Origin of the sequence: Microcoleus sp. AT8-B5, from assembly GCF_036705565.1 — a bacterium.
Taxonomy (GTDB): Bacteria; Cyanobacteriota; Cyanobacteriia; order Cyanobacteriales; family Microcoleaceae; genus Microcoleus.
Window position 1 is genome coordinate 78,923 of the sequence record NZ_JAUBUY010000015.1, and the last position, 24,007, is coordinate 102,929.

General features: G+C 46.5%; 18 protein-coding genes and 1 riboswitch. Of the genes, 10 read left to right on the top strand and 8 right to left on the bottom strand.

The window, feature by feature from the left end:
* Positions 1-26: 26 nt before the first annotated feature.
* Positions 27-1,310 (bottom strand): HAMP domain-containing sensor histidine kinase, encoded by a 1,284-nt coding sequence (locus QUB39_RS12815; RefSeq protein ID WP_333055719.1) that lies wholly within the window; start codon positions 1,308-1,310, stop codon positions 27-29.
* Positions 1,311-1,516: 206 nt separating this feature from the next.
* On the opposite strand from QUB39_RS12815, the gene QUB39_RS12820 reads away from it, so the two are divergent.
* The 5 genes from QUB39_RS12820 to QUB39_RS12840 all read left to right on the top strand — a co-directional run bounded on the left by QUB39_RS12820 (position 1,517) and on the right by QUB39_RS12840 (position 7,582).
* Positions 1,517-2,854 (top strand): ArsB/NhaD family transporter, encoded by a 1,338-nt coding sequence (locus QUB39_RS12820; protein ID WP_333207686.1) that lies wholly within the window; start codon positions 1,517-1,519, stop codon positions 2,852-2,854.
* Between the two features lie 137 nt (positions 2,855-2,991).
* Positions 2,992-3,204: riboswitch (cyclic di-AMP (ydaO/yuaA leader) on the top strand.
* A gap of 100 nt (positions 3,205-3,304) precedes the next feature.
* The gene (gene ntrB, locus QUB39_RS12825) at positions 3,305-4,153 is read left to right on the top strand and encodes a nitrate ABC transporter permease (protein WP_333055717.1); all 849 of its coding nucleotides are present in this window, start codon (positions 3,305-3,307) and stop codon (positions 4,151-4,153) included.
* A gap of 173 nt (positions 4,154-4,326) precedes the next feature.
* The gene (locus QUB39_RS12830; RefSeq protein ID WP_333207685.1) at positions 4,327-5,757 is read left to right on the top strand and encodes an ABC transporter substrate-binding protein; all 1,431 of its coding nucleotides are present in this window, start codon (positions 4,327-4,329) and stop codon (positions 5,755-5,757) included.
* Positions 5,758-5,910: 153 nt separating this feature from the next.
* The gene (locus QUB39_RS12835) at positions 5,911-6,750 is read left to right on the top strand and encodes a nitrate ABC transporter ATP-binding protein (protein WP_333207684.1); all 840 of its coding nucleotides are present in this window, start codon (positions 5,911-5,913) and stop codon (positions 6,748-6,750) included.
* A gap of 46 nt (positions 6,751-6,796) precedes the next feature.
* Positions 6,797-7,582: a universal stress protein gene (locus tag QUB39_RS12840; RefSeq protein ID WP_333207683.1), complete on the top strand. Its 786-nt coding sequence runs from the start codon at positions 6,797-6,799 to the stop codon at positions 7,580-7,582.
* Positions 7,583-7,767: 185 nt separating this feature from the next.
* Here QUB39_RS12840 and QUB39_RS12845 read toward each other — a convergent pair whose 3' ends face one another.
* Together QUB39_RS12845 and QUB39_RS12850 are read right to left on the bottom strand one after the other, a co-directional pair.
* The gene (locus QUB39_RS12845) at positions 7,768-7,986 is read right to left on the bottom strand and encodes a hypothetical protein (RefSeq protein WP_006632461.1); all 219 of its coding nucleotides are present in this window, start codon (positions 7,984-7,986) and stop codon (positions 7,768-7,770) included.
* Positions 7,987-8,222: 236 nt separating this feature from the next.
* Positions 8,223-10,184, bottom strand: coding sequence for a S9 family peptidase (locus QUB39_RS12850; protein ID WP_333207682.1), 1,962 nt, complete (start codon positions 10,182-10,184; stop codon positions 8,223-8,225).
* 79 nt (positions 10,185-10,263) lie between these two features.
* On the opposite strand from QUB39_RS12850, the gene QUB39_RS12855 reads away from it, so the two are divergent.
* Together QUB39_RS12855 and QUB39_RS12860 are read left to right on the top strand one after the other, a co-directional pair.
* Positions 10,264-11,187, top strand: coding sequence for a nucleoside hydrolase (locus QUB39_RS12855; protein WP_333207681.1), 924 nt, complete (start codon positions 10,264-10,266; stop codon positions 11,185-11,187).
* Positions 11,188-11,324: 137 nt separating this feature from the next.
* Positions 11,325-12,671 (top strand): DUF3370 domain-containing protein, encoded by a 1,347-nt coding sequence (locus tag QUB39_RS12860; protein ID WP_333055710.1) that lies wholly within the window; start codon positions 11,325-11,327, stop codon positions 12,669-12,671.
* A gap of 357 nt (positions 12,672-13,028) precedes the next feature.
* Here QUB39_RS12860 and QUB39_RS12865 read toward each other — a convergent pair whose 3' ends face one another.
* Both QUB39_RS12865 and QUB39_RS12870 read right to left on the bottom strand, forming a co-directional pair.
* Positions 13,029-14,624 (bottom strand): DUF4335 domain-containing protein, encoded by a 1,596-nt coding sequence (locus QUB39_RS12865; protein WP_333207680.1) that lies wholly within the window; start codon positions 14,622-14,624, stop codon positions 13,029-13,031.
* 199 nt (positions 14,625-14,823) lie between these two features.
* A complete protein-coding gene (locus QUB39_RS12870; RefSeq protein ID WP_333055708.1) occupies positions 14,824-15,429 on the bottom strand; it encodes a DUF3038 domain-containing protein in 606 nt (201 codons plus the stop codon).
* A gap of 384 nt (positions 15,430-15,813) precedes the next feature.
* Here QUB39_RS12870 and QUB39_RS12875 point away from each other — a divergent pair, with 384 nt between their 5' ends.
* Entirely contained in the window at positions 15,814-16,026 is a 213-nt protein-coding gene (locus QUB39_RS12875) for a helix-turn-helix transcriptional regulator (protein WP_333044298.1), read from the top strand.
* A complete protein-coding gene (locus QUB39_RS12880; RefSeq protein WP_333055707.1) occupies positions 16,019-16,567 on the top strand; it encodes a hypothetical protein in 549 nt (182 codons plus the stop codon). Before QUB39_RS12875 ends, QUB39_RS12880 begins: the two co-directional genes overlap by 8 nt.
* Here QUB39_RS12880 and QUB39_RS12885 read toward each other — a convergent pair.
* Positions 16,530-17,471: a site-specific DNA-methyltransferase gene (locus tag QUB39_RS12885; RefSeq protein ID WP_333055706.1), complete on the bottom strand. Its 942-nt coding sequence runs from the start codon at positions 17,469-17,471 to the stop codon at positions 16,530-16,532. The genes QUB39_RS12880 and QUB39_RS12885 overlap by 38 nt on opposite strands.
* Positions 17,472-17,724: 253 nt before the next feature.
* Positions 17,725-20,418 (bottom strand): endonuclease MutS2, encoded by a 2,694-nt coding sequence (locus tag QUB39_RS12890; RefSeq protein WP_333207796.1) that lies wholly within the window; start codon positions 20,416-20,418, stop codon positions 17,725-17,727.
* A gap of 608 nt (positions 20,419-21,026) precedes the next feature.
* Here QUB39_RS12890 and QUB39_RS12895 point away from each other — a divergent pair.
* Positions 21,027-22,274 carry a response regulator gene (locus QUB39_RS12895; protein WP_333207679.1) on the top strand — a complete coding sequence of 416 codons (1,248 nt, stop codon included), beginning with the start codon at positions 21,027-21,029 and terminating at the stop codon, positions 22,272-22,274.
* Between the two features lie 421 nt (positions 22,275-22,695).
* On the opposite strand, the gene QUB39_RS12900 is transcribed toward QUB39_RS12895, so the two are convergent.
* Entirely contained in the window at positions 22,696-23,931 is a 1,236-nt protein-coding gene (locus tag QUB39_RS12900; RefSeq protein WP_333055704.1) for a homoserine kinase, read from the bottom strand.
* Between the last annotated feature and the right edge of the window lie 76 nt (positions 23,932-24,007).

Genomic DNA, 24,007 nt, shown 5'->3' on the forward strand with positions numbered 1-24,007 from the left:
CGGATGTAAAAATTTGAACTTAATGTTTAGCTTACTTCTTGGAGTATTTTAACTTCTTGCGGCAGAATCACGGTAAAAGTTGAGCCGACTCCTATTTCTGATACTAACTCGATTTTGCCTTGCAGCAGCGTGACGAGCCGCGATACTATCGCTAATCCCAGACCGGTGCTGTCGGTAGGAAAGAGCTGTTTGCCTGCTTCTCCTGCTTGAAAGAAGGGGTCAAAGATGCGGTTTGTATCTTCGGGGGCGATGCCAATGCCGGTATCTGTAATTGCGATCGCCCAATTTCCTTCTCCAGCATGGCGGCAACTTAATTCGATGCTACCAGATTCTGTATAGCGAATGGCATTGCTCAGCAGGTTGATCAGAATTTGTTGCAGCCGCCCATAGTCGGAGATTACTTGTGTTGGGCCGCCGTCGCTGGTAACGGCGAGCTTTAGTCCTTTAGCATCAGCAATTGGCTGCATCATTTCTACTACGGTGTTAATTACCGATCGTACATTAGTTGGCCGCAAGTTAAGTTTAATTTTTCCTGCCTCGGCGCGAGAAAGTTCTAGTGTGTCATTAATCAGGCGAAGCAACTGTCTGCCATTACGCAATACTCGCTCGATGTGTTCGATACCTGGGAGGGTATCTTTAATTTCAGATTGCCATTTTTCTTGGCGCAAGAACAGTTCGGAATAACCAATAATGGAGTTGAGAGGAGTCTTGAGTTCGTGAGCTAAATGGTAAACGTTTTCTTTATTAACGCTGACGAGGCGAGCGAGTTCTTGATTGGTGAGTTTTAACTGAGTTTGAATTTGTTGAAGTTCCTGGAGCCTCTGAGCGACGTAGCTATTGAAACACTGGGCAATTGCTTCGTCTACTACGGCATCTATCAGCCTAAAAGCTCTGAATACGTCGGCGGTGGTTCCTGCTAGCAATTCTGATTCTAACTGCGAGAATATTACTTGACGCAATAAGTGGTATTCCCTGGCTACTTCTGCTGCGTCGTAGCCTTGTTCTGCTCTGAGAAATCCGTGATCTAAACTGGCTTCAATTATTAGTTTTATTTCGCTGTTTTGATATTGGGAAAGCACTGTGGCCATCGCCGCCAGCAGGTGAGGTATGTGATTTTCGATTGCTGAGTGCGGTAATGCCTCAGCGCTTTCAATTTTCCGATCCTGACGAACTGCTTCAATCCACTTCTTGACGATAGTATCGGTTTTGTCGGCGAGCACTTGGCTGTAGTCCATGATGTCTGCGTGGGGGTTGAGTTTGGCAGAGATTGCCCATGCTTCATTGTAGTGGAGCGATCGCCAGATCGCCATATCAAACTTCGGGCGATCGCGACCCTGCCAAAAGAAGTAGTTTAGATGTGATTTTTTCCCAGTGCCGGAACTCTCTCTAGGGGTCGATCCCAGCTTGTTACTACAATAATCAGCCCTTCAACCTATTGACAGAAGAGCCATAAAGTAGTAGATTGCCTCACACTAATAGTTTTTAATTTTAAGTTTTAAATTTTTCAGGGGAATAAATGGAAAACGTACAAGCTGTGATTGCTGCAACAACATTTATATGTGTAGTTTTCTTAATAATTACAGAATGGATACACCTAACAGTTGCGGCATTTCTGGGAGCGGTAATTCTGGTTTTTACCCACGTGATGACGTTAAACAACGCGATCGAATATATCAGTCGGAGTCACGCAACACTGGGCTTATTTTTCGGAGTCATGGTAATGGTGAGAGCCTTTGAGCCTACCAAAGTATTTGAATATTTGGCAACTCAAATAGTTATTTTGGCTAAAGGCAAAGGCAAAAATTTATTGCTGGGCATTGTCGCAATTACTACGCCAATTTGTGCAGTTTTGCCCAATGCTACGACAGTCATGCTGCTAGCACCATTAATTCCGCCAATAGCCGAAGAAGTCGGGGTAGATTTTGTACCCTTACTGATTTTAATGGTATTTGTGGCTAACAGTTCGGGACTGCTGACAATCGTGGGCGATCCGGCGACATTTATTGTTGGCGATGCTATTAACATGAGCTTTGCAGATTACCTAGCTCAATTAAGTTTGGGCGGGGCGATCTCAGTAGCAGTCTTAGTGGCGATCCTACCTTGGCTGTTTCCCGAAATCTGGAACAAAAAATTAGAAGATTTGGATAACTTGCCGCACCCAAAAATTAATCACCAGCGAGTCTTAGCAGTGGGCGGTGTAATTATAGCTTTCGTGCTGACATTTTTTGTAATAGGAGAGTCTCTGCCCGTGCCTATTTCACCGGCGGCGGTTGCTTTGTTGGGGGCTGCATTGGCAATGCTCTTAGCTCACCATTCCCAAATTGATTCTGTTAATAATATTTTGCGGGATTTAGATTGGAGCACGCTGCTATTTTTTATGTCATTTTTTGTGCTAATTGGCGGTTTGGAAAAAACCGGGATTATCGGTCATCTGTCAGGTTTTTTAGCAGTTATTTTAGGAAAAAATATTTTTTTGGGTTCTTTAGGTTTGTTATTTGTTGTGGGTTTGATGTCGAGCGTGGTACCCAACATTCCGCTGGTGGTGGCGATGGTGCCACTGCTAAAACAATACGTTGTCAATGTCGGGTTCGCACCGGCAGAAATCCTGGCTCCAGATTTTGCAGGGCAGTTTCCAATCGAAGTGCTGCCGCTATTTTATGCGATGATGTACGGGGCAAATTTAGGGGGAAATGGCAGTTTGATAGGAGCTTCTTCTAATATAGTGGCGGCGGGAATTTCCGAGCAGCACGGGCGCCGGATTTCTTTTCAAACTTTTCTGCGTTACGGATTTCCTGTGATGGCGTTGCAATTGGTGGCTGCGGCTGTTTATGTAACTATTCGGTTTCTGATTTGAAGGAAGAAGGAAGAGGGAAGAAGGAAGAAGGAAGAAAAATTGATTGGTAATACCAAAGTATCTAAAATCGCCAATAGCTACTCCTCAAGACATATTGACAAAATGAAATGCTAGTGCTAATTTTATTGAAATTGGCTTAAAAAGTCAAGCCTAATCCAGCAGTGCGCGATCGAACCAAGCGTGTGGCTGGAGCGGAGGAACCAATTTTCGGGGCGAATCTCTACAGAATTAAAAAGCAAAGTTAAAAATTGCCAAATTTGAGTGTAATTTTTGATTTTGAAAACTAAGGAGAAGGACATCTCTCAGTCCTAGCCCGTCAGCTAACTTCGCAGGCATTGAGAAGAGACTGAAAAGCCAAATGTTCTGAAAAAGATTGTTTGGCTTCGTCAGTGTCTCAGGTTGGTATTGTTCAAGATTCTTGTACCTGCCCTGACTCTGAAGGAGTTTGAAATGTTCATACAGCTTAATTTATCTGCGATCGTAGTTGCAGGAGTTGCAACGTGGAAGCGTGTAAAACCCGTTGTCATCCGAGATGCAGTTTTGTTACCTGCTGCGGGTTTTTTGGGAATTCTTTGCTTGTGGTGGATTGTTGCCAGCTTCAACAGCGATTTGATTCCCACTCCCTATCAGGCGTTAATCGCTAATTTAGATTACATATTGCATCCATTTTACCAGCGCGGGCCTGGAGATATAGGCATTGGCTGGCTGCTGCTAGCGAGTTTGCGGCGGGTGTTGGTGGGATTTTTGCTGGGTGCAGCAGTTGCGATTCCCGTGGGATTTCTCATCGGGATGTCTAAACCAGCAATGATGGCGCTCAATCCGCTGATTCAAATCTTCAAACCGGTGTCGCCGCTAGCTTGGCTGCCCATAGCTTTATCGATTTTTAATTTAGCAGAGCCGTCGGCCATTTTTGTCATATTCATCACGTCTTTGTGGCCGACAATTATCAACACAGCTTTGGGAGTTTCTAACGTTTCCAAGGATTATCTGGATGTGGCGCAAGTTTTGGAAATGCCACGCTGGAGGCGAATTACCAAGATAATTTGGCCGGCGAGTTTGCCATACATTTTTACAGGTTTGCGGATTAGTTTGGGGATTGCTTGGCTGGTAATTGTAGCGGTGGAAATGCTGACAGGCGGCGTGGGAATTGGCTTTTTTGTCTGGGATGAGTGGAGCCGTTTGAACCTGAGTTCGGTATTTTTAGCGGTGTTTGTAATTGGCTTAACTGGACTTTGGCTCGACGCTGCTGTTGACAAAGTTCAGGAATTAGTAACGCATCGATCGGTCATTAATCATTAGCGATTAGTCAGTAGTCATCAGTCATTAGTCAGCAGCGAACAGTTAACTATCAACTGTCAACTGTAAGGTGCGTCGCTCATCGATGGTCGATTTTTGTTTGTGATGGTTGGTGGCGACGCACCCTACAACTACAACTTCAAATCTAAAATCTAAAATCTAAAATCTAAAATTGTATGAGTGACAAGTTTTCCAATGAATGGAAGCGCCGCGAGTTTTTGCAAGGAATGGGCTCGGCGGTGGCGGGAGTGGCTTTATCTGGTTGTGGAATTAGCGCGGATCGATCGGCAAAAGGACTCACAGAAGAAGCCTCAGCCGTAAAGCAGGTTGTCGATTCCCGAACCTTAGAAAAACCAAATTTAACCGTAGGATACGTGCCGGTTAACGATTGTGCACCATTTGCGATCGCCTGGAAAAAAGGTTTTTTCCGCAAATACGGTTTAAACGTCCAACTCAACCGCGAAGCAAGCTGGGCAACCTCCCGCGATGGCCTAATCTTCGGCCGCCTCGACGCCTCCCCAGTCGTATCCGGCGCGGTCACAAACGCCCGAATTGGCGCAGAAGGAGCGCGGCACGCACCCCTGTGCGCGGCAATGACAATTCACCGCCACGGCAACGCCATGACGATGAACAAAGCTATGTGGGATTTCGGTTTGCGCCCGTGGCACGAATACAACGGCAATTTGGAAGAATTTGGCAAACAATTTCGAGCCTTTTTTGACAGTCAGCCACCAGAAAACAGGGTTTGGGCAGTTGTTCTGAGTTCTTCGATTTACGAATACTTTGTCCGCTACATATCGGCGGCTGCGGGTGTGAATCCGTTGAAAGAATTTCGGGTAATTATTGTGCCGCCACCGCAGATGGTAACTAATATCAGGATTGGCGCCATGCAGGCTTACATGGTGGCCGAACCTTGGAACACGCGGGCAATTCAAGGCAATTTGGGAGTGGGTTTTACCTTCGTGCAAGGCAAGGAAGTTTGGCTGGGGCATCCCGATCGCCTTTTGGGAGTAATGGAATCATTCATTGAGGAAAATCCGAAGACTTATTACTCGCTGGTTAAGGCAATGGTGGAAGCTTGTCAGTATTGCAGCAAGCCGGAAAATCGCAGTGAAATAGCGGCGCTGCTGACTGAGCGATCGTTTACGGGGGCGAAACCGAAACAAGGGGCGATCGACAAATTTACGCGACCGGCAATAGTTGGCGACTACAACTATGGAGGGTTTGACGAAAAAGACCGCACCATACAATCGTCCGATGCAACTATTTTCTATGACATTCCTAAGAATTTGCCTCAAATACCGGGAAATCATTCAACATTTATGTGGCAGTCTCAAAGTATTTGGTTGATGACTCAAGCCGCTCGCTGGGGACAGATTAAAGAAGTGCCGAAAAATGCTGAGGAATTAGCTAAAAAAGCTTGGAGAACCGACCTTTACCGCCAGATTGTTGCGGAAATGGGGATCGATTGTCCGAAGGAGGATTACCAAGTGGAACCTGCAGAACTTTTTATTGATAAACAGGCATTCGATCCAAGCGATCCGGTGGGTTATTTGAATAGTTTTGAAATTCGAGCCAACCGCCCTCAGTCTTTTTTTCAGTCTTAATGTTTGAGATGTTGCCTTTTCCCTCATGTCCCGCCAGGGAATAAATTCCCTGGCTAATAGAAGACAGTCGGTTGAAACCGACTGCCCAATTTGAGGATTTAGGCAATAGCCAGAAAAGTCAATTAACACTTTACTATTTTTGAGGAGAATACCGTGAGTCAATACACATCTACTTCTACCAGTACCAAAAATTCCGTCAAAAGCGATCGTCTATTTCTGGAAATAGAGAATTTGTTCAAGTCTTACAAAAATGGTGACGGTACAGAATTTAGCGTTCTCGAAAATATCAATTTAAGTATTGGAGAAAACGAATTTATTTCGGTAATCGGTCACTCTGGGTGTGGCAAATCAACGCTGCTAAAAATAGTGGCTGGTTTGGAAAAACAGAGCGGGGGAATGGTGACTCTGGAAGGAAAAGAAATTCGCAAACCTGGAGCCGATCGCATGATGGTATTTCAGCACTACGGATTGCTGCCTTGGCTGACGGTGCGGGAAAATATTCGGCTGGCAGTTGATGAAGTTTTGCAAAGTCTTAGCCGCCCCCAGAAGATTAGTCTTGTCAACGAACACCTAGCAATGGTAAACTTAACATCGGCAGCCGATAAATATCCAGACGAAATTTCAGGGGGCATGAAACAGCGGGTTGGGATTGCGCGAGCTTTGGCGATTCGACCCAAAATGTTATTAATGGACGAACCCTTTGGAGCGCTGGATGCTCTGACTCGTGGCAAGTTGCAGAAACAGGTGCTGGATATCTGGGAAAATCACAGACAAGCTGCAATGATGATTACTCACGATGTGGATGAAGCTATCTATATGTCCGATCGCATTGTGCTGATGACAAACGGCCCGGCTGCGACGATAGGTGAAATTTTGTCAGTGCCGTTTGCGCGCCCGCGCGATCGCCAAGAGTTGCGGGAATCCCAGGAGTATTACGAACTCCGCAACTATGCTTTGAATTTTCTCGATCGCTACTTTACCCAAGACGAATAACGCCCGACGAACAGAGAAAACAATTCACTTAATAGAGGTCAAGCCTGTGAATCTCAAAACAATGTTAGCGCGTTTTGAAAGTGCATTGGGATACCAAAATTTAGCAGAAGAAATGGTATTGCTGCCGGAGCCAAAAGTGCAAGGTTCTAAGAAATCAAAAGTTACAAAACAGGCAAAAAGTATCAATTTCATTGTCGGTTACAACAGTTCTGCTCAAAGTCAAATAGCTCTGGATATTACCCTTTGGATGGCGCATCAAACTCGTTTAGTAACAACTAAAGAAGTCACGGTTCAAGTAGTCTACGTGATCGACGAAGCGCCAAAAGGTTACGGCGAAAATAGTTGCAAATTTGCTGTGGCAAATGCCTTGGCTGCACAGCAGAAAGTGTCTAATTTAGAGGAAACATTCGCCCTTAATTGTGCAGCCCCTGCGATCGCTTTACCAACCAAAATTCAATCGGTATCCCAGCCAAAAACCTGGCTCGATCCGCATTATTTCCAAGCAATTTATGGTCAAAATAATGAGTACGAGGTAGCAGATAAGTTGCTGTGGCAAGCGCGCTGTTTGGCTGAGGAATGGCGCGGTTTATTCAAAGCTCATTTACGCATCGGGCGGGTTGCTACAGAACTGAGAAATGTGGTGGAATTAGAAGCAGCAAATTTACTCTTCTTGGGCTGCGATTCTGGCAACCACCCGCTGGTTAAGGAACTAGGCAATAATTTTCCGTGCTGCGTGCTCGGTATTCCTTCGGCACTCAGCTATCAGATGGATGTTCAGCCTGAAGAAAGTTTGAGCAAGTTACAGTTGGCGACAACTATACCTGCACGTTAAACTTGTTCACTCGTTGGGCCAGAATCTAAATATGTAAGGTGCAGCGCACCCTTTTTTTGCGTAAATTCTGTATCGTTCAAAAATTAAAAATGGTTTCCTCCCTCGAAGTCCTAATTATGACACAATTAGGACTTTTTTTGATGGTGGAGAATTTTAAAGTTATCGTCAAGGAAAATTATCGGCACTTATCTGATCATAGACAGTTCGTTAACTAATTTTATCCTTCCCCGGCACACAGAGCGCAGCAGCCGATCGATCGAGCGTTTGTCTTCCTCAGTCAAATTTTCGTCAAAAATAGCAGCCATCAAACCGTACCTATCGGCTAGAGTAATGTAGCCATTTTGATTCACTTCGGCAAACAGCTCGCCCAAAGCAGATGGAATCAGGTGGACAGGAGTTTGCATAGTAATTGACTCTCTCACTCGACGATCGCGCGATCGGGCGTTTCTGCGGCAACCAAAGGCGATCGCACTATAAAAATTTATAGCTGTATTGCCTTTAAATGTGTGACAATAAACAGCAAAATTTGTGATAGTAAACAGCAAAATTTGTGAAGTAAATCACATTAAAAATTGGCGGATTATGCTAAGATTGCAGTTGCCGTTGAGCGAAGACATAGCAACTGCAAACTTAATTTTTTCTAAAGATTGAAAATCACCACTTCCTCCACAGGTTCAGCTAACTCAAACTTAAACACCCGCGAATAGAAATAGAATTCGCCGTCAAGAGTTCTTTTGATATTTTCAGCGCGGCGAAAACCGTGCTGTTCCCCTTCATAAGCAACATAAGCAACCGGCAAACCTTTAGCTTTCAATATGTCTACCATCATTTCCGCTTGATTGGGCGGAACCACTTTATCTTCTAATCCTTGAAAAAAGATAACGGGACAAGATAAACGTTCGGCGGAATGAATCGGCGAACGAGCTACATACAAATCTTTTCTTTCAGGATAAGGCCCGATTAATCCATCCAGATAGCGCGCTTCAAACTTGTGAGTATCCGTTGCCAAAGCTTCCACATCGCTAACTCCATAATAGCTCGCACCGGCCTTAAACACATCGCGGAAAGTAAGAGCGCACAGAGTGGTGTACCCCCCTGCACTGCCTCCGGCGATCGCCATTCTTTCGCCATCAACTAAACCTTTTTGAGCTAAATATTTAGCACCGTTAGCGCAGTCATCAACATCGACAATTCCCCAACTATCTTGCAGTCTTTTTCTGTATTCTCGGCCGTAACCAGTGCTGCCGCCGTAATTAACATCGAGCACGGCAAAACCGCGACTCGTCCAATATTGAATTTTCAAATTCATGCTACTAGAAGTAGCAGCAGTTGGGCCCCCGTGACTTTTCACAACAAGCGGCGGTTTTTCACCCGCAGGTGCTGCAAAATCTTGATTTTTCGGGGGATAGAAGAAACCGAAAGCAGTCAAATTGTTTTCCGTGGGAAATTCGATAGGTTCCGGTACAGAAAGATAACCAGAGTTGATGCTTAAATCGCTCGATTTTCGCAGAACTTCTAGTTGACTTGTTGCTAAATTTAATTGTACAATAGCACTAGATTCTGTCGGCGAAGCTGCCAGAAAAACCACATTTTCTTCCCGCGCTTTGACGGAGGAAATATCAGTGTAAGGCGTGTCAATTGTTGTCAAATGCTTTGTCGTTAAATCAAGACTCGCTAAATACCACAGGCCTTGCTGAGTGTAGGTGCAAATAATTTTGCTTTCCGAGACAACGGCATAAGTAGACATTCCAAAAACCCACTGAGGAAGTCCGAATTCAGCCGCCATTTCGCACAAGCTGGTTTCTATCTCTGCTTCCCCCCTTACCAAGGGGGGATTGAGGGGGGTTCTAGATTGCCAGCGGTAGAAATTCCACCAGTTAGACTTGTCAGAAACAAAATACAAAACTCCATCGGGCGACCATTCCGGTTGAAAAATCGACTCCTCAACCCCGCCAGCAACCAAGTATTTTTCACCTAAAGAACCGTCAGCCTTAATTTCTGCCACCCACAATTCTGTGCCATCCCACGGCATATTTGGGTGGTTCCAACAAATCCAGGAAAGTTGAGAACCGTCTGGACTTAAACGAGGGGAAGCATAAAAATCCTTGCCCTGAGTTAAGATTTGAATATCTTCGCCGTTATCTAAATTAATGCTAACAATAGTATTGACAGGTTCCCCCTCACCCGCATGGTCTTCGCGCACGCAAATCAGGCGATTTCGTTGCTTGTCAACTATCGCATCTGCATAGCGACAATTAGCAGCAGGAGTCAGAGGTTCGGGTTGAGAATTTAATGTTTGAACATAAATACGTTGGTCAGCAAAATGAGAAAAATAGACAACACCGCCAGCAACGGCAAAAGCAGCGCCGCCGTATTCGTGAACCCGAGTGCGAACATTAAAAGGATGCGGTGTCACGTCGCTAATTGTACCATCAGGAGTGCGCCGCACGAGGACGCTTCGCCCCGCTTCCGAAGGTCTTCCCTCAACCCAGTAAATATCATCGCCGTCAATAGCAATTTGTCCGAGTCCGACAGTTCCAGAAACAATTAAATCCGAAGAAATAGGTGATTTCCAAGAGCCGTAAGGTGATACTGTGGTCATATAGTTAAGGCCGTTGTGTTTCTCGCACAAAAAAAATAATATTTGTAGTTTACAGTAATTCAGTGACCGGGGAAGCAAAATGTCTAAAAAACTCGTACTAATGGATCACGACGGTGCAGTTGACGACTATCTCTCAGTCGTGTTGCTGATGACAATGGAGGAAGTCGAAACTCTGGGAGTAATTGTAACTCCTGCGGACTGCTACATTCAACCGGCGGTGAGTGCAACGCGCAAAATCCTTGATTTGATGGGGCGTTCAGAAGTTCCGGTGGCGGCGAGTACGGTGCGGGGACTCAACCCATTTCCGGCGTTATTTCGGCGAGATTCCTTTGCAGTCGATCGACTTCCCATTCTAAATGAAAAAGGAACCATTGACACGCCGTTAATATCAGAACCCGGACAAAACTTTATGGTGCGAGTTTTGCAAGATGCAGCCGTACCAGTCACATTAATGGTAACGGGGCCGTTAACAACAGTAGCGCAAGCTTTAGATATCGCGCCAGAAATTGAAAGCAAAATTCAAGAAATTGTCTGGATGGGAGGCGCCCTCAATGTTATCGGCAATGTTAGCAAAGATATGGAACCCGGACAAGATATGTCGGCGGAATGGAATGCTTACTGGGACCCGATAGCAATCGAGAGAATTTGGCAAACCCAAATTCCCGTTGTCATGTGTCCTTTAGATATCACCAATAATGTACCGCTAACTGTAGAATTTTCCAATCTCTTAGCAAAACAGCGCAAATATCCAATTTCCGACTTAGCAGGACAGTGTTATGCCCTAGCAATATCTCAAGATTACTATTTTTGGGACATTTTGGCAACCGCTTATTTAGCGCATCCCGAATTTTACCAACTGCGAGAATGGGAAACAGAAATTGTGACCGAAGGCATCAGCCAAGGACGCACACAAGTTAAAAAAGGAGGACGAAAAATTCAAGCAATGGATAAAGTAGACACAGCCAAATTTTACAAATACATATTACAACAGTGGGCGCGGTAAAAATCCCAATCTCTGCTAGAAGCGAGCAAAATCTCCGTACAAACCCCCCCAGACACAAATATTCACATCCTCTTCTCCTCCCTCTCTTCCTCTGCGCCCTCTGCGCCCTCTGCGGTAAAAAAAACTCATCTCAAAAAATGCTGCCAATTCTATCAATCATCCCCTTAGCCCAAACCCCTCCCGCACCTCAAGAAATCCTCCAAATCCAAGAAGTGCGACCACTCCCCGGAGAGTTAGACAACATACCAGTATTTAACAGCAACAGCCCAGAATTAGTGCTGCAAGAAGGAATTTTGCTTTCGACATTTCCCCCAGATAGTAAAAGATTTCCGGCGGCACATTTAAACTTTCCCTTTCAAGGACGTTTCGACATATTTGCCCACCACATAGCCCGCGCACCTTCCCCGGAAGATTTGCGAACATTGTATCAAGGAGTAATTGTTTATAATCCGGGCAATAAACCTGTAAAATTAGATATATTGCAAGCTGCGAGTTATCTCAGTCAACCCGATGCACCTTTTATTGAATTGCCGCCGCAAGTCGATAATTCAAACAGTAATATTTACGCCGGGCCGGGAAGTCGCGCTGTGAATGATATTCTCAGAGGAAGGAGACAGTCTGACTTTGATCCGCAGTTAATTATTCCACCGGGAAAAAGCCAACTGTTGATGAATCATCCGATACCGGTGCGGGAATTAGTACCGCCGCTAAACGGTCGATCGACCTTGATGCGGTTACGCAGCAATGGTATAGTCTATGTTGCCAGTCTGGCGATGTTTGCCCGAGTTGACGCACAGGGAAACGAGCGATCGCCCAATTTAACAGAATGGCAAAACTTATTAGACAATGGTAATATAGCCGGGCCGCGCGATCGAACTCCCACACCGCCCGAAATCACCGAAGGTCAAATAATTTACGGCCGAGTTGCCGGTGTAGCATTAGGTTCACAATGGCGAGCACTTCTCTCAGACAACCCCGCCACCTCAAACCTAGCAATTCCCCAACCCGGAACAGCATTTTCCTACCCATTAAGCAGCCTCCCGCGCGGAATGCTGGGAACAAATCAAGTGCAAAGTGCGAGAATGCTAGTCCGCTACCCAGATACAGCATACCGCGCCCACGGCAATTACGGAATTCAATACAGTCTCAGCTTGCCGCTATACAATTCTACCAGCAAAAATCAAACTGTAACTGTCGCGATTCAAACTCCAATTAAGACAGACAAATTAACTTCAGGAGGACTTAGTTTTTTAGAACCTCCGGCACCTCAAACTTTTTTTAGGGGAACTGTCAGAGTGCGCTATAATGATGACAATAAAGTGCCTCAAACTCGGTACGTGCATTTAGTGCAGCGGCGGGGACAGCAGGGGGAACCTTTGGTAAAACTAGAGATGAAATCGGGAGAAAAGCGGCTTGTAGAAGTGGATTTTATTTATCCGCCCGATGCGTCGCCGCCGCAAGTTTTGACAGTGAAAACAAATTAAATTTGATTTGATTTGAACTTGTTTAAGATTAGCAATTATATTATGTCCGGTCGATTACCATAAATCAGGTAGGGGCGGGTTCACAAACAATATCTGCCAATAATTAACAATCTCAAAAACCCGCCCGACCGGGATATTAGGGTCAATCGAGCGGACATGATATTAACCGGGATTTCCCATCTCGACAATGTGTTTGAGAGCGTTTAAGGATCGCGAATTAAATAACTTACAATTTTAATAGTTATTGTGGGATGGGCGTCCCGCCCGTCTTTTTTGGATGGGCGTCCCGCCCGTCTTTTTTGGACGGGCGTCCCGCCCATCCCACTTTTAAGAGTGGAAGTTATTTAATTCTCATTCCTAATCACTCTCTTCCAAAAAGGTTTGTACTCTACCGTTCGGTCGCAAAACCACTCTAATTTTTGGGTTTTTTCCATTAGAAACGGCAGAAACAAACGGCTCGCCGGCTAATGGCATATTAACTTGCTCGATATAATCGGCTGCTGCTTTTCCCATCGGCATAATACTTTCAACTGACCCATTTTCATCGATCAGCACGCTGTATTCCAAAGTTTGTTCCATTCCTTCAGGAGGCTTCCAGCGTTCCTCAAAGTAAGTTCTAGCTTCTGAAACTTGAGGAATAGTATCAAATAAAGTGCGGTTTTTTTTGCTCGCCGCCACCTGATTGTTATCCTCAGACTCCGCAGGCGGTTGAGCGTCCTCAAGGGCTGGGAGTTCGGTACTGGCTGGGGGGACAATCGGCTCGATGGGGCTGGGGAAGGTTTGGGGCGGGGGAACAGGAAATCGGGAAGCCGACAGGGATGGCGGCAGGGGGGGCGGTACGGCGGGAGCCAGTCTCGGCGGTAGAGGGGGCAGCACGTAGGGTACTGGTGCGGGTGCTTGGGGGGCGGAAATCGGCGGTTCTTCGGGGGCGGGAATAGTGATTGTTGACCCTTGAGGGAAAGCTGGAGCGCTCTGTGGGGCGCTGGCTGCGCTGCCGTTGGCTGGAAATAGCAGGGGTGGCTGCTGGATGGGGCTGGGTCTGTTGGTGGCTGGAGTTGGAGCGAGGGCGATTGGGGGCAAGCTGGGGCTGGGGGAGGCCGCAGTGTTGATGGGCGGGGGCGGCAGGGGCGGTAAAGCGGGTGTGGCTGCGGGTGTTGGTGCTGGGGGTGTCGGTAGGGCGGGAACTGGACTGGGGGAAACGCCGGCAGCTAACTGGGGGTTTCCAGGAACGGTGCTCAATTGTGGATTGGCGGGGGCTGTGGCGGGGGCTGAGGCGGTTTGCGGGGAGGTGGCGGTTCGATCGAGCATTTTGATAGTTCCTGTCGTCAGGCCGGCGCTGGCTACCAGCAATGCTGCCACCTTGAGCCAGGGTGAGGACAGCGGTTGTCGGGGTTCGCGGTTGAGGTTGGGAAGCGCCATCACTTCGGCGGCGCAGTTATCTAGTGCTGTGGCTAAGTCAAACAGTTGCAGGGTGCTCAAGGGAACTACTGGCCCGGATTCTGCGGCGCTCAAAGAGCCTAAAAATAAGTTGTGGGCGAGCAAGCCGCGGGGTTCTAAGCGGGGGGGAACCGGAAGGTAGGCTGTGTTGGGGGCCCAGGTTGCTAGTTCGGCAGTGTTGACGGCTCGATCGAATATAACTGCGTTATCCGATGCTTCTGGCGAGTCTGGACCTGCTGCGGTACGATCGATTTGAGAGTTGAGGTTGTTTTCCCAATCGCGGGATTCGCCGAGCAAGTTTTGGACGTAGGTGCTAACAGCTTCGTGGAGGGTTTCGAGTTGAATGCGATCGCCCCTGATAGTAACGTGTTGGGTATCTGGCAGCCTGGGGTCGTCGAGTCGCAGCTCAAAACTTAAAGATTTAAACACCGGTTGGCCCGCCCAGCGAGATAGAGGCGAACTTTTGGCTGTAATTTCCAGCGTGCAAGTGGGGGGCGTGTACCGTTTGAGAACCATAGCGAAGAAGGAAGAAGGAAGAGGGAAGAAGGAAGAAGGAAGAGGGAATAACTATGTTTTATCTGATATTTTGCAGCATTCTTAACAAGCTTTTTTAGCAACAGGCAAGATGCCTGTTCCACAACAAATAAATTTTTTGGTGGAACAGGCATCTTGCCTGTTGCGGAGCTTTGTCATTCTCGTTCCCATTATGCTTAGCTTAATTTTTAGCGCGGTCTAGAAGTGCCAGCCAGAGGCGGCGGTGGCCGCCGGGACTGCTGTAAAATAGCAAATCGATCAGGAGTTTGAGGGCCAAATTAGTCAGTTCTCGGGCCGATAAATTTTCTGCATCTTCCATGCGCGAGCTATAAGTGTTGCTGAACCTGTCAATATAATCTCCCAACAAAGCGATTGTGTGAGGTTCGCGGTTTTGCTCTGCCATTTGTTCGAGCAAAGCAACAGCGCGGCGGATTAAAGCTTGGTGCTGACAGGCCAAATGACAGCTTATCAAAACGAGCGATCGAGCTTCCTCCACATCGAGTTTTTTGCGCCCTCCCTGGCCTTTCCGCAGCGGGTTAGATTGGCGCAGCCGCCACAAAGCTACCCGATCGGCTACCATTGGCTCTAAATTCAGTTCGGCTGCTACCTTGAGCATCGCCTCTGAGCCAATTTCTGCCAGTGCTTCTAGGGCTAACAGCACTAAATCCAGTTGGGCTTTAATGTTGTCCAACTGGGTAGGTTCTGGTGCTTTTCGGGTCAATTCTTCCCAGTTGGGAGATGGACCGGTTTCGTTTGTGGGAGCGGAGGACTTTAGGGTCGAGCGCATGGCTTCAGCACGGGAAATTAAGACAGGTTGAGGCAGGATATCAAACAGTATGCAGTGATAAAAGCTTTGCAGCCTGTGGGCAACAGCACATCTGTTAAGTTGTCTCCATAGCTCGTTGCTTTGATTCCGGCAATCCTAACTGCAGGACGGAGTTGCGGGTGAAAAGTTGCGGTTTCAAGGAAGATCGATCGCGATCGGCAAAACCCATAGATTTTTACCCCTAACCATGCTACGCCGCAGAGTGACCGAAATCAAATCAGTGCCTTGAAACTATCGGGACTTATATCAATGCAAACATCCTAGCGCTCTCGAATGCTACTTATAGTCTGTCGCTACTCATAGTCTGTCAGATTATAGTTGTCATGGCTTCATCTGGCGCCATCTATGGATATTACGGAGCAATTTGGTAAAAAAGTTAGACATTTCCGAAAGCTCAGAAATCTTTCCCAAGATCAGCTTGCAGAACTATCTGAATTACATCGCACCTATATTGGTTCAGTTGAACGAGGGGAACGGAATATAACGCTGCTTAATGCCAGCAAAATAGCCAAGGCATTATCCGTTAGTCTAGCTGAACTGGTAACTGCTGATGACTGAAAGAAGACTAGAGCAAATTTTAGCAAGATACCAAAAATCATTTACCGAAAAAATTTATGCAGAAGAGAATGAAGAACACGATATTTTAATGGATGTGTTTGGTATTTCTCCAATAATAAAAAAAGAAAATAGGCAATATTGGGGGCGTGAGTTAGGTATGTGTTGGCAATCGTTAGTTACTGAAACGTGTAAAACATATTGCAGTAGCTTTAAGCCAGCATTGAAAGTTGAAAGCGATGAGCCGTGCGATCTGATTGTTGATGGGTACGCAATAGATACAAAATATCGTATTGGCTCAGGAGATTCTGGAACACTGAAAAAGTTCAAATCTTATGGCGAACTACTTCGTAATCTTAATTACGAGCCCGTCTTTTTAATACTTAGACAAGATAATTTGCCCGCAGCTATTACAGCGTGCCAAAAAGGGACTTGGAAAGTTTACACAGGGGACGATTCGTTTGAGTTTATACAAACAATAAGCGGGTTTGATTTAAAGTCATTTCTTATTGAAAAAGTGGGAGAATTCCCTGTATACCGCTGAAACTATCAAGGCGCTTGTTGATAATCTCTATGTAGTCAGGTACTATTTCAATGCCAACATACCTAATGCCAAATTCTTGCGCCGCCAGCAATGTAGTTCCAGATCCTGCGAAAGGATCGATTAGAATAGAATTTTCCAAACGCGGTACAAATATTTCGACCAGCTTTCTCATGAGAGCGATTGGTTTAACTGTGCAATGGACGTTAAACTCCTCGGTTTTCTCACGCTGTATACCTTCTAAAATATTTGACTGAAAACCACCGAACCGATCTTTAGTATAAAATAGACCAGTACCATACTCCTGTAGAGTTTCCAAGTAATTATTGACCAGTGGTTTTTGAAGTACGCAGATTGCTTCCCATTCGTTCCTCAGACAACTGTGCCAACCATCCCATTTTTCAGAATTTTCATATCCTTTCTTCTCTAACTGTTGTTTGATATTGACACCCTTAGGGATACCGCTCGATCTTTTATAAACAAGAATATCTCTCGCATAGAAACCAGCACTTTCAAGTGCTACTTGTACGTGAGCAACAGTCCGCGTGCTGTTGAAAACTAAAACTGTCGCACCCGGTTTGCAGATCCGAAAAAGCTGCTCACCCCACTCAAAGCACCACTTTTCATAATCCAGAGTGTTGTTACGATTCCTTTGATACCATTTTTCATTTCTGACTCCACCTGCTAAACCACTGCCATAGGGAATGTTTTTGACAAGGGTTTTATTTCCCTTGCCATTGACTCTTTCAATACGCCTTTGAATTTCTGAGTCATCCCATTTATGACCAATAAATTCATAATTATAAGGTGGGTCAGTGATACAGGCAGAAATATAATTTTCTGGCAAGGTCTTCATCACTTCACGACAGTCGCCCACCAAAACTTCATTTGAGGGAGTTTTTTTCATGAGTCAGGCAGTTACTAAAGTGGGAAATCAACTCTTAATTATGCCACATTTGCAGTAGATAGTGAATCTAAATGAGTCGTGAAACACTCTTCTCTTTCCAAACTTCGCGTTCTTTGCGTCTTCGCGGTTCGTAAAAAAAAATCACAACTCATTTACACTCCCTATAGGCAGTCTAAATCATAGATTCATTCCAGCTTGTTTTGCTGCATCCAAACATATAATTAGTAATCCACCAGAAATCCCTCAATCCTGACTACTTCAAATAAACCACCGTCACACCTGCACCTCCTTCTTTTTGACTGGCGAGCTCAAAGCGGGAAACCTGCGGGTGATTCGCGAGGAACTCGTGAACCCCGCGCCGCAACTGTCCCGTACCTTTACCGTGAATTATCCATAGCACTCCGTATTCCACAGCCTTGGAAAGAGCTCTGTCTATTTCGATTTCTGCGTCTGAGACTCTCGCACCCCGTAGGTCGATCGAATTATTAGCAGTGCGAATGGCAATTTCGGGATTGGGTTTTGCAGGTTCCGCCGCTGCTTGCTTAGCTTTAGCCGTAGCGACTGCTTGTGCTTGGGCTGCAACCTTGGCTAATTGAGCTTTCGTTTCCGGTTTTTGACCGTCGAGGGATTCAATTTCTCCTAGTTTGACAGTCATTTTCATAATCCCAAACCGAACGCTCAACTCTTCGTTAGCGTCGGGGCCGCTGAGGACTTCGGCGGTTTGGCCCAAGCTGGGAATGCGGATGCGATCGCCCACTTTCGGCATAAAACTCGGTTTGGGTTTAGCCGGTTGTTGCCGAGAGGGCAGGTGTTTTTGGGAAATTTGATTTAAGGTTTCTGTCGCTTGTTGGGCATTTTGAGCCGTCTGATTGCCCGACTGCAAGCGACGAATGATTTGAGCAATTTCTGATTTTGCCGACCCTATCGCCTCATTTACTGCCACTTCCTGAGCTATTTTTAGTTCTCGCTCCCGCTCTTGCAAAGCGGCTGCTTTTTGAGAAACTTCTCTGTGCAATTTTTCGGTTTGGTGTAGCAGTTGAGTTGCTTCTCTGGCCTTGGTTTCCTGTTTCCGGCGCTGTGCTTCGAGTCCAGCAATTACTTGATTGACATCTTGAGACGCTCCCCCGACATAGGTTTGAGCTTCATCGACTATGGATGCTAGCAAACCCAGTCTTTTGGCAATGGTGAGGGCGTTGGAACGTCCGGGAATTCCCCACAGCAAGCGATAGGTTGGCTGCATGGAATTGTCGTCAAATTCTACTGAGGCATTTTCAAAGCGGGAGTCTTGATATTTGAGGGCTTTGAGTTCGCCAAAGTGGGTAGTTGCAACTGTTAATAGGGAATGTTGGGCGAGGTATTTCAACAGGGCGATCGCCAATGCACTGCCTTCTGAGGGGTCTGTTCCCGCTCCTACTTCGTCTAACAAAACTAAAGATTTGGGAATTGGTAATTGGGAATTGGTAATTGGGATTTGGGGTTGGGGAATTTGTAATTTAGGTTTGAGAATTGGGAGAGCAGAAACAGTGTTCTGTGTATCTATGACTTCTTCGTCTTGCTGTTGGGAATTAGTAATTGGAAGGTTGGAATTTTCTTCCCCTTCAGCCTGCGATTTATTGTGTAAAACTTCTAAAATGCGGCTGATGCGGCGGATATGGCCGGAGAAAGTAGACAAACTTTGCTGCAAAGATTGTTCGTCACCAATATCAGCCAAAATATTGTCGAACCAAGGCAATTCTACGGGTTCGCGGGCGGCAACAAACATTCCTGCTTTCGCCATTAAAGCTGCCAATCCCAAGGTTTTGAGGGTGACAGTTTTGCCGCCAGTGTTGGGGCCAGTAATGGCGACGACGCGGATGTGCGGCCCGATCGTTAAATCGACCGGCACGACTGGAAACCCTTGCTCGTGCTGTTGCTGCCAAACTAATAACGGATGGCGCAACTGGCGCAGGGTAATTTGCGATCGCAGGTTGCGAATTAATAATTGACTGTTTTCTTCTTTTTCCTCATCTTCTTTTTCCTCATCTTCTTTTTCGGGATTTTTTGGTGCTAATTCTGGCTCTCCCAATTCGATAAATTTCGGCGGATTTGCTTGCAGCCAAAAACTATAACGCGCTTTAGCGACCGCTAAATCTAAAGTTGTAACTACAACCACCAATCTGTCTAAATCGGGTTTTACTGCTGCGACTTGCTCGGTGAGGGCGCGGCGGACTGCTTCTTCTTCGGCTTGTTCTTGCCTGAGAAACTGCCGCATTTGGTTGTTAAGATTGACTGTATTGTGGGGTTCTACGTAGAGTGTCGCGCCACTGGCCGAGGAGTCGTGAACGATGCCCGGTATGGCATCTTTTTGGGGAGCTTTGACGGGAATGACAAAGCGTCCGCTTCTTTGGGTAATTAGCTGTTCTTGTACGGCGTTGGATTGGCGCTGCAAAATCCCCTGCAATATTTGATAAATGCGATCGCGCAACTGTCGCATTTGAACTCTAATTCCTGCTAATTTAGGAGTTGCTCTGTCTGCTACTTGAGCGCGATCGTCTATACAGCGATGGATTTCTTGCTCTAGTTCGGGATAAGTCCGCAATTGGGCTGCTAGTTCTTTGAGCGTCGGCACATCTGCCTGAGAGTCAATTATCCGGCGCAATTGCCTTGCTCCGGCGAGGGTAGTAGCAATTGCCAGCAATTCTTCGCCGCTGAGCAAACCTTGGAGTTCGGCTCGTTGCAGGGAAGTGCCGATGTCTTGGATTCCTTCAAAACTCAAAGCACCGCCAGCGCGGCTCTCTAACTGATAAGCTTCCTGAGTTTGGGCGAGGAGTTCGGCTGTTTGAGCTTGAGTTGCCGGGATTGCGAGGTCAAGGGCGGCGGCGACGCCGAGTTTGGTGGCCGCGAAGGTAGCCAAGTGCTGACACAGGCGCGGCCATTCTAATAGTTCTAGTGTTTCGGCTTGAATCAAAGTTGAGGTGGTGTTGGTAATTGGCATTCTCAGGCGCTGACCGAGAAGGTGAATTTAACGATACTATTAATTAATTTTAAAGTTTTTTATTGTTTCCTGGCGCAATTTGAGAAAGTATCTGCGATCGCCCTCCGCAGTCTTTCGGCCGACAGCTCTGATGTAACATTAATTACGAAGGAGAAAATTTGCATTTTTGCATTACCCGTCTAAAATTATACCTTCTCGTGATACCATTCCCCAAAAAATCTACAACTTTAGGCAAGCTCCCAACTATTATACAGTAAGTCAATCGATTTTAGATTTTAGATTTTAGATTTTAGAATTGAAGCATTGACTTGCGCGAGATAAATACGTTCGGCAAGTTTCTCGGATACAGGTTTTTAATTTCTCCACGGATGAATCACGTGGCGGGTATCCTGGATGTTTTCGGTCATTACCAATTTTTTACTCTAAAATATAAAATCTAAAATGGTATGGGCTATTTTGGGTTTTGAGGGAGCGGGTATGGGCTGTTTTTTGATGTAATTGAACTATTTTGGAATTTTAAATCTGTCAGCGCAATTCTGGCGGTTGTATCCTAAAAAGTAATTTGTGGAGATGATAGAAGTATGGCAAAGATTCTGGCGATCGTCGCGGATACTGTGACTTTTCAAGTTGTGAAAGAGTTACTCAGCCAAGAGGGACATCAGGTGAGAGTCGTTTCCGACGACAAGGAGGGTTTAGACTTGGCGAAGGAATTGTCCCCCGATGCGATAATTTGCGACGGGACTTCGCGTCAAATCAACTTCTTGGAGGTGTGCCGGCTGGTGAAAGCCGAGCGAGAATTGGCGGCAGCCTATTTTATTCTGCTGACAACACCGGAGCAATTTGATGAAGTTCAAGCATTGGATGCGGCCTTTGACGATTTTCTGTTTAAACCGATAGTTAAGCAGGAATTATTGGCGCGGGTGCGCGCGTCTAAGCGATCGCACGAGTTGAGGGCGCGGTTGGAGTTAACCCAGCAAGAATTGGATCTGTCGCGCGATCGAATGCTGCAAAATGAAAAAATGTCTAGTTTGGGCGAATTGGTGTCTGGGATAGCCCACGAAATTAACAACCCCATTACTTTTATTTACAGCAATCTAACTCACGTCCAAAGCTACGCAGCCGATTTAATTGAACTGCTGCGATTGTATCAAAAAGAGCTAGTCAATCCCGGAGCGGAAATTATGCAAAAACAACAAGATATGGATGTGGAATTCGTTCTGGACGATTTATTGAAAATTGTGAGTTCCATGCGTACCGGGAGCGATCGCATCCGCCAAATAATTTTGTCGCTACAGGATTTTTCCCGCAGCGATCGATCGGGCTGGCAGTTATTTGATGTTTCCGACGGTTTAGAAAATACTCTGTTGTTGTTGCAGCACCGCTTGCCGGCTCGCGAGGGAAGGCGAGACATCAAGGTGATCAAACAATTCGGCAATTTGCCACAGATTGAGTGTTATGCAGGTCTGCTAAATCAAGCTTTTCTGAATATCATCAATCACGCGATCGATGCTTTGGAAGAGTCGGCTCAAGAGTTGGAGGAGTTGGAATCAATCAAATTTAAGCCCGTGATTTTGATAACCACTCAGGTAGTCGATGGTCAGCGAATTTCGATTGAGATTGCTGATAACGACATCGCACATAGCAAAGATACCACAGCCGAAATTTCTGAGCAATTTTTGGGAGCAAAACCTGCGGAACCACCCATATCATCGGGACTTGCTCTCAGCTATCGGATAATTGTAGAGCAGCACAAAGGAGAGTTCAAGTGTTTTTCCGAACCGGGTAAAGGCACTAAAATTCAGATAGAGATTCCGCTGCGTCACAGTTAATTAGGAATGAGAATTAAATAACTTACAATGCGTGATGGTTCTTGTGGGATGGGCGTCCCGCCCGTCCAGAAAGGGCGAGCTAAGAGTGCCCAACCCCTAGTCCCCACAAACTTGTGTAAATTATTTAATTCGCGATCCTTAATAGTATTTACCGTTGGTGGGGGCGGATTTTTGAGATTGTTGGTTTTAGCCTGAGATTATGGTGAATCCGCCCCTACAATGACTGCTTTTTTTTAAAGGTAAAATTTTGTAGAGGGAATGGCAGAAGTTATCGAGAAGAGACTTGAGTTGATCTTCCAGAGATTTGAAGGAGAGAGGAAGAGAATAGAAATATGAATAATTCCACGGAGAGGGGCAACGACGGGGGGTTGCCCCTACAAAACACGGTTATGTAGATGTTGTGTGTCTAGGAGTGAAATAACTAAAGGGAGACTTGCGCGCCTTGAGTATCGAGGGCGATCGCCCTTACCTCAGCCTTTACCCCAAATTCCATCCAAGCAGCCGCCATCCCTTTCTCAACCGCAACAGCGTTAGCCACATCCGTTAAAGCTAAAAGCGTTGGCCCGGCACCGCTAATTACCATTTCATAGGCCCCTGCATTCAGGGCAGCTTGCTGCACCGCTTCATATCCCTTAATCAGAGATTGCCGGTAAGGTTGGTGAATTTTGTCTTGGAGGGCGCAGCGCAGCCAGTTTTCATTGCCAGTTTCCAAAGCCCGCACTAGCAAACCGAGGTGTGCAGCATTAAAAATCGCGTCAGCCCGACTGTAATCTGCTGGCAAAACTTTGCGGGCTTCGGCTGTAGACAGTTCAAAATCTGGGATGGCTACCACCGGCACAACATTCGGATGCCAGGGAATATCGCAAATCTCCCATGAACCCCCCCCCTGCCCCCCCTTGCTAAGGGGGGGTGATTGTGTGAGCCCCCCCTTAGCAAGGGGGGGTGATGGTAGAATTTCCGCATCTAAGGGTGATTGTTCTGTTAGCCCCGCTTCACGGAGAGAGAATTCTTCTCTTAGCCCCCCCTTACTAAGGGGAAGTTGTTCTCTTAGCCCCCCCTTACTAAGGGGGGGTTGGGGGGGTGCATTGCTAGCAGCTTCGGTAAGTGCGGGTGATTGTTCTGTTAGCCCCGCTTCACGGAGAGGGAATTCTTCTGTTAGCCCCCCCTTACTAAGGGGGGGTTGGGGGGGTGCATTGCTAGCAGCGAGGCGACATCCTCCCAGTAAAGCGGGGACAACGTTGTCGGGATGTCCTTCAAGTTCGATCGCCAATTGCATCACTTCCACCTGACTCAAAGGCGCACCGGCTAACTCATTTGCACCGACTAACCCACCGATAATAGCTGTGGCGGAACTTCCTAAACCTCTAGCCAGCGGCACTTGCATATCTATATGTATGGCTACGGGCGGCGGCGATTGGTTCAGGCGATCGTATAACTTTATAAATGCTTGATAAGCGAGATTGCTGTCATCTGTCTTGACTTTGGCGGCTTCAGAGCCTGTAACAGTAATTTTTAGTTTCTCGGTTGCTGAGGGTTCGAGTCGGGAGAATTGGAAGCGGTTGTAGAGGCTTAAAGCGGCGCCGATGCAGTCGAATCCTGGGCCTAAGTTGGCGGTTGTGGCGGGTACGGTGACGGTGACGGTGGAAGTTTCGAGCATTTTTTGAATAGTTAATTTGGAATGTTTAACCGCCGATGAATGCGGATGAACGCAGAGCGAAGGATATTATACTATG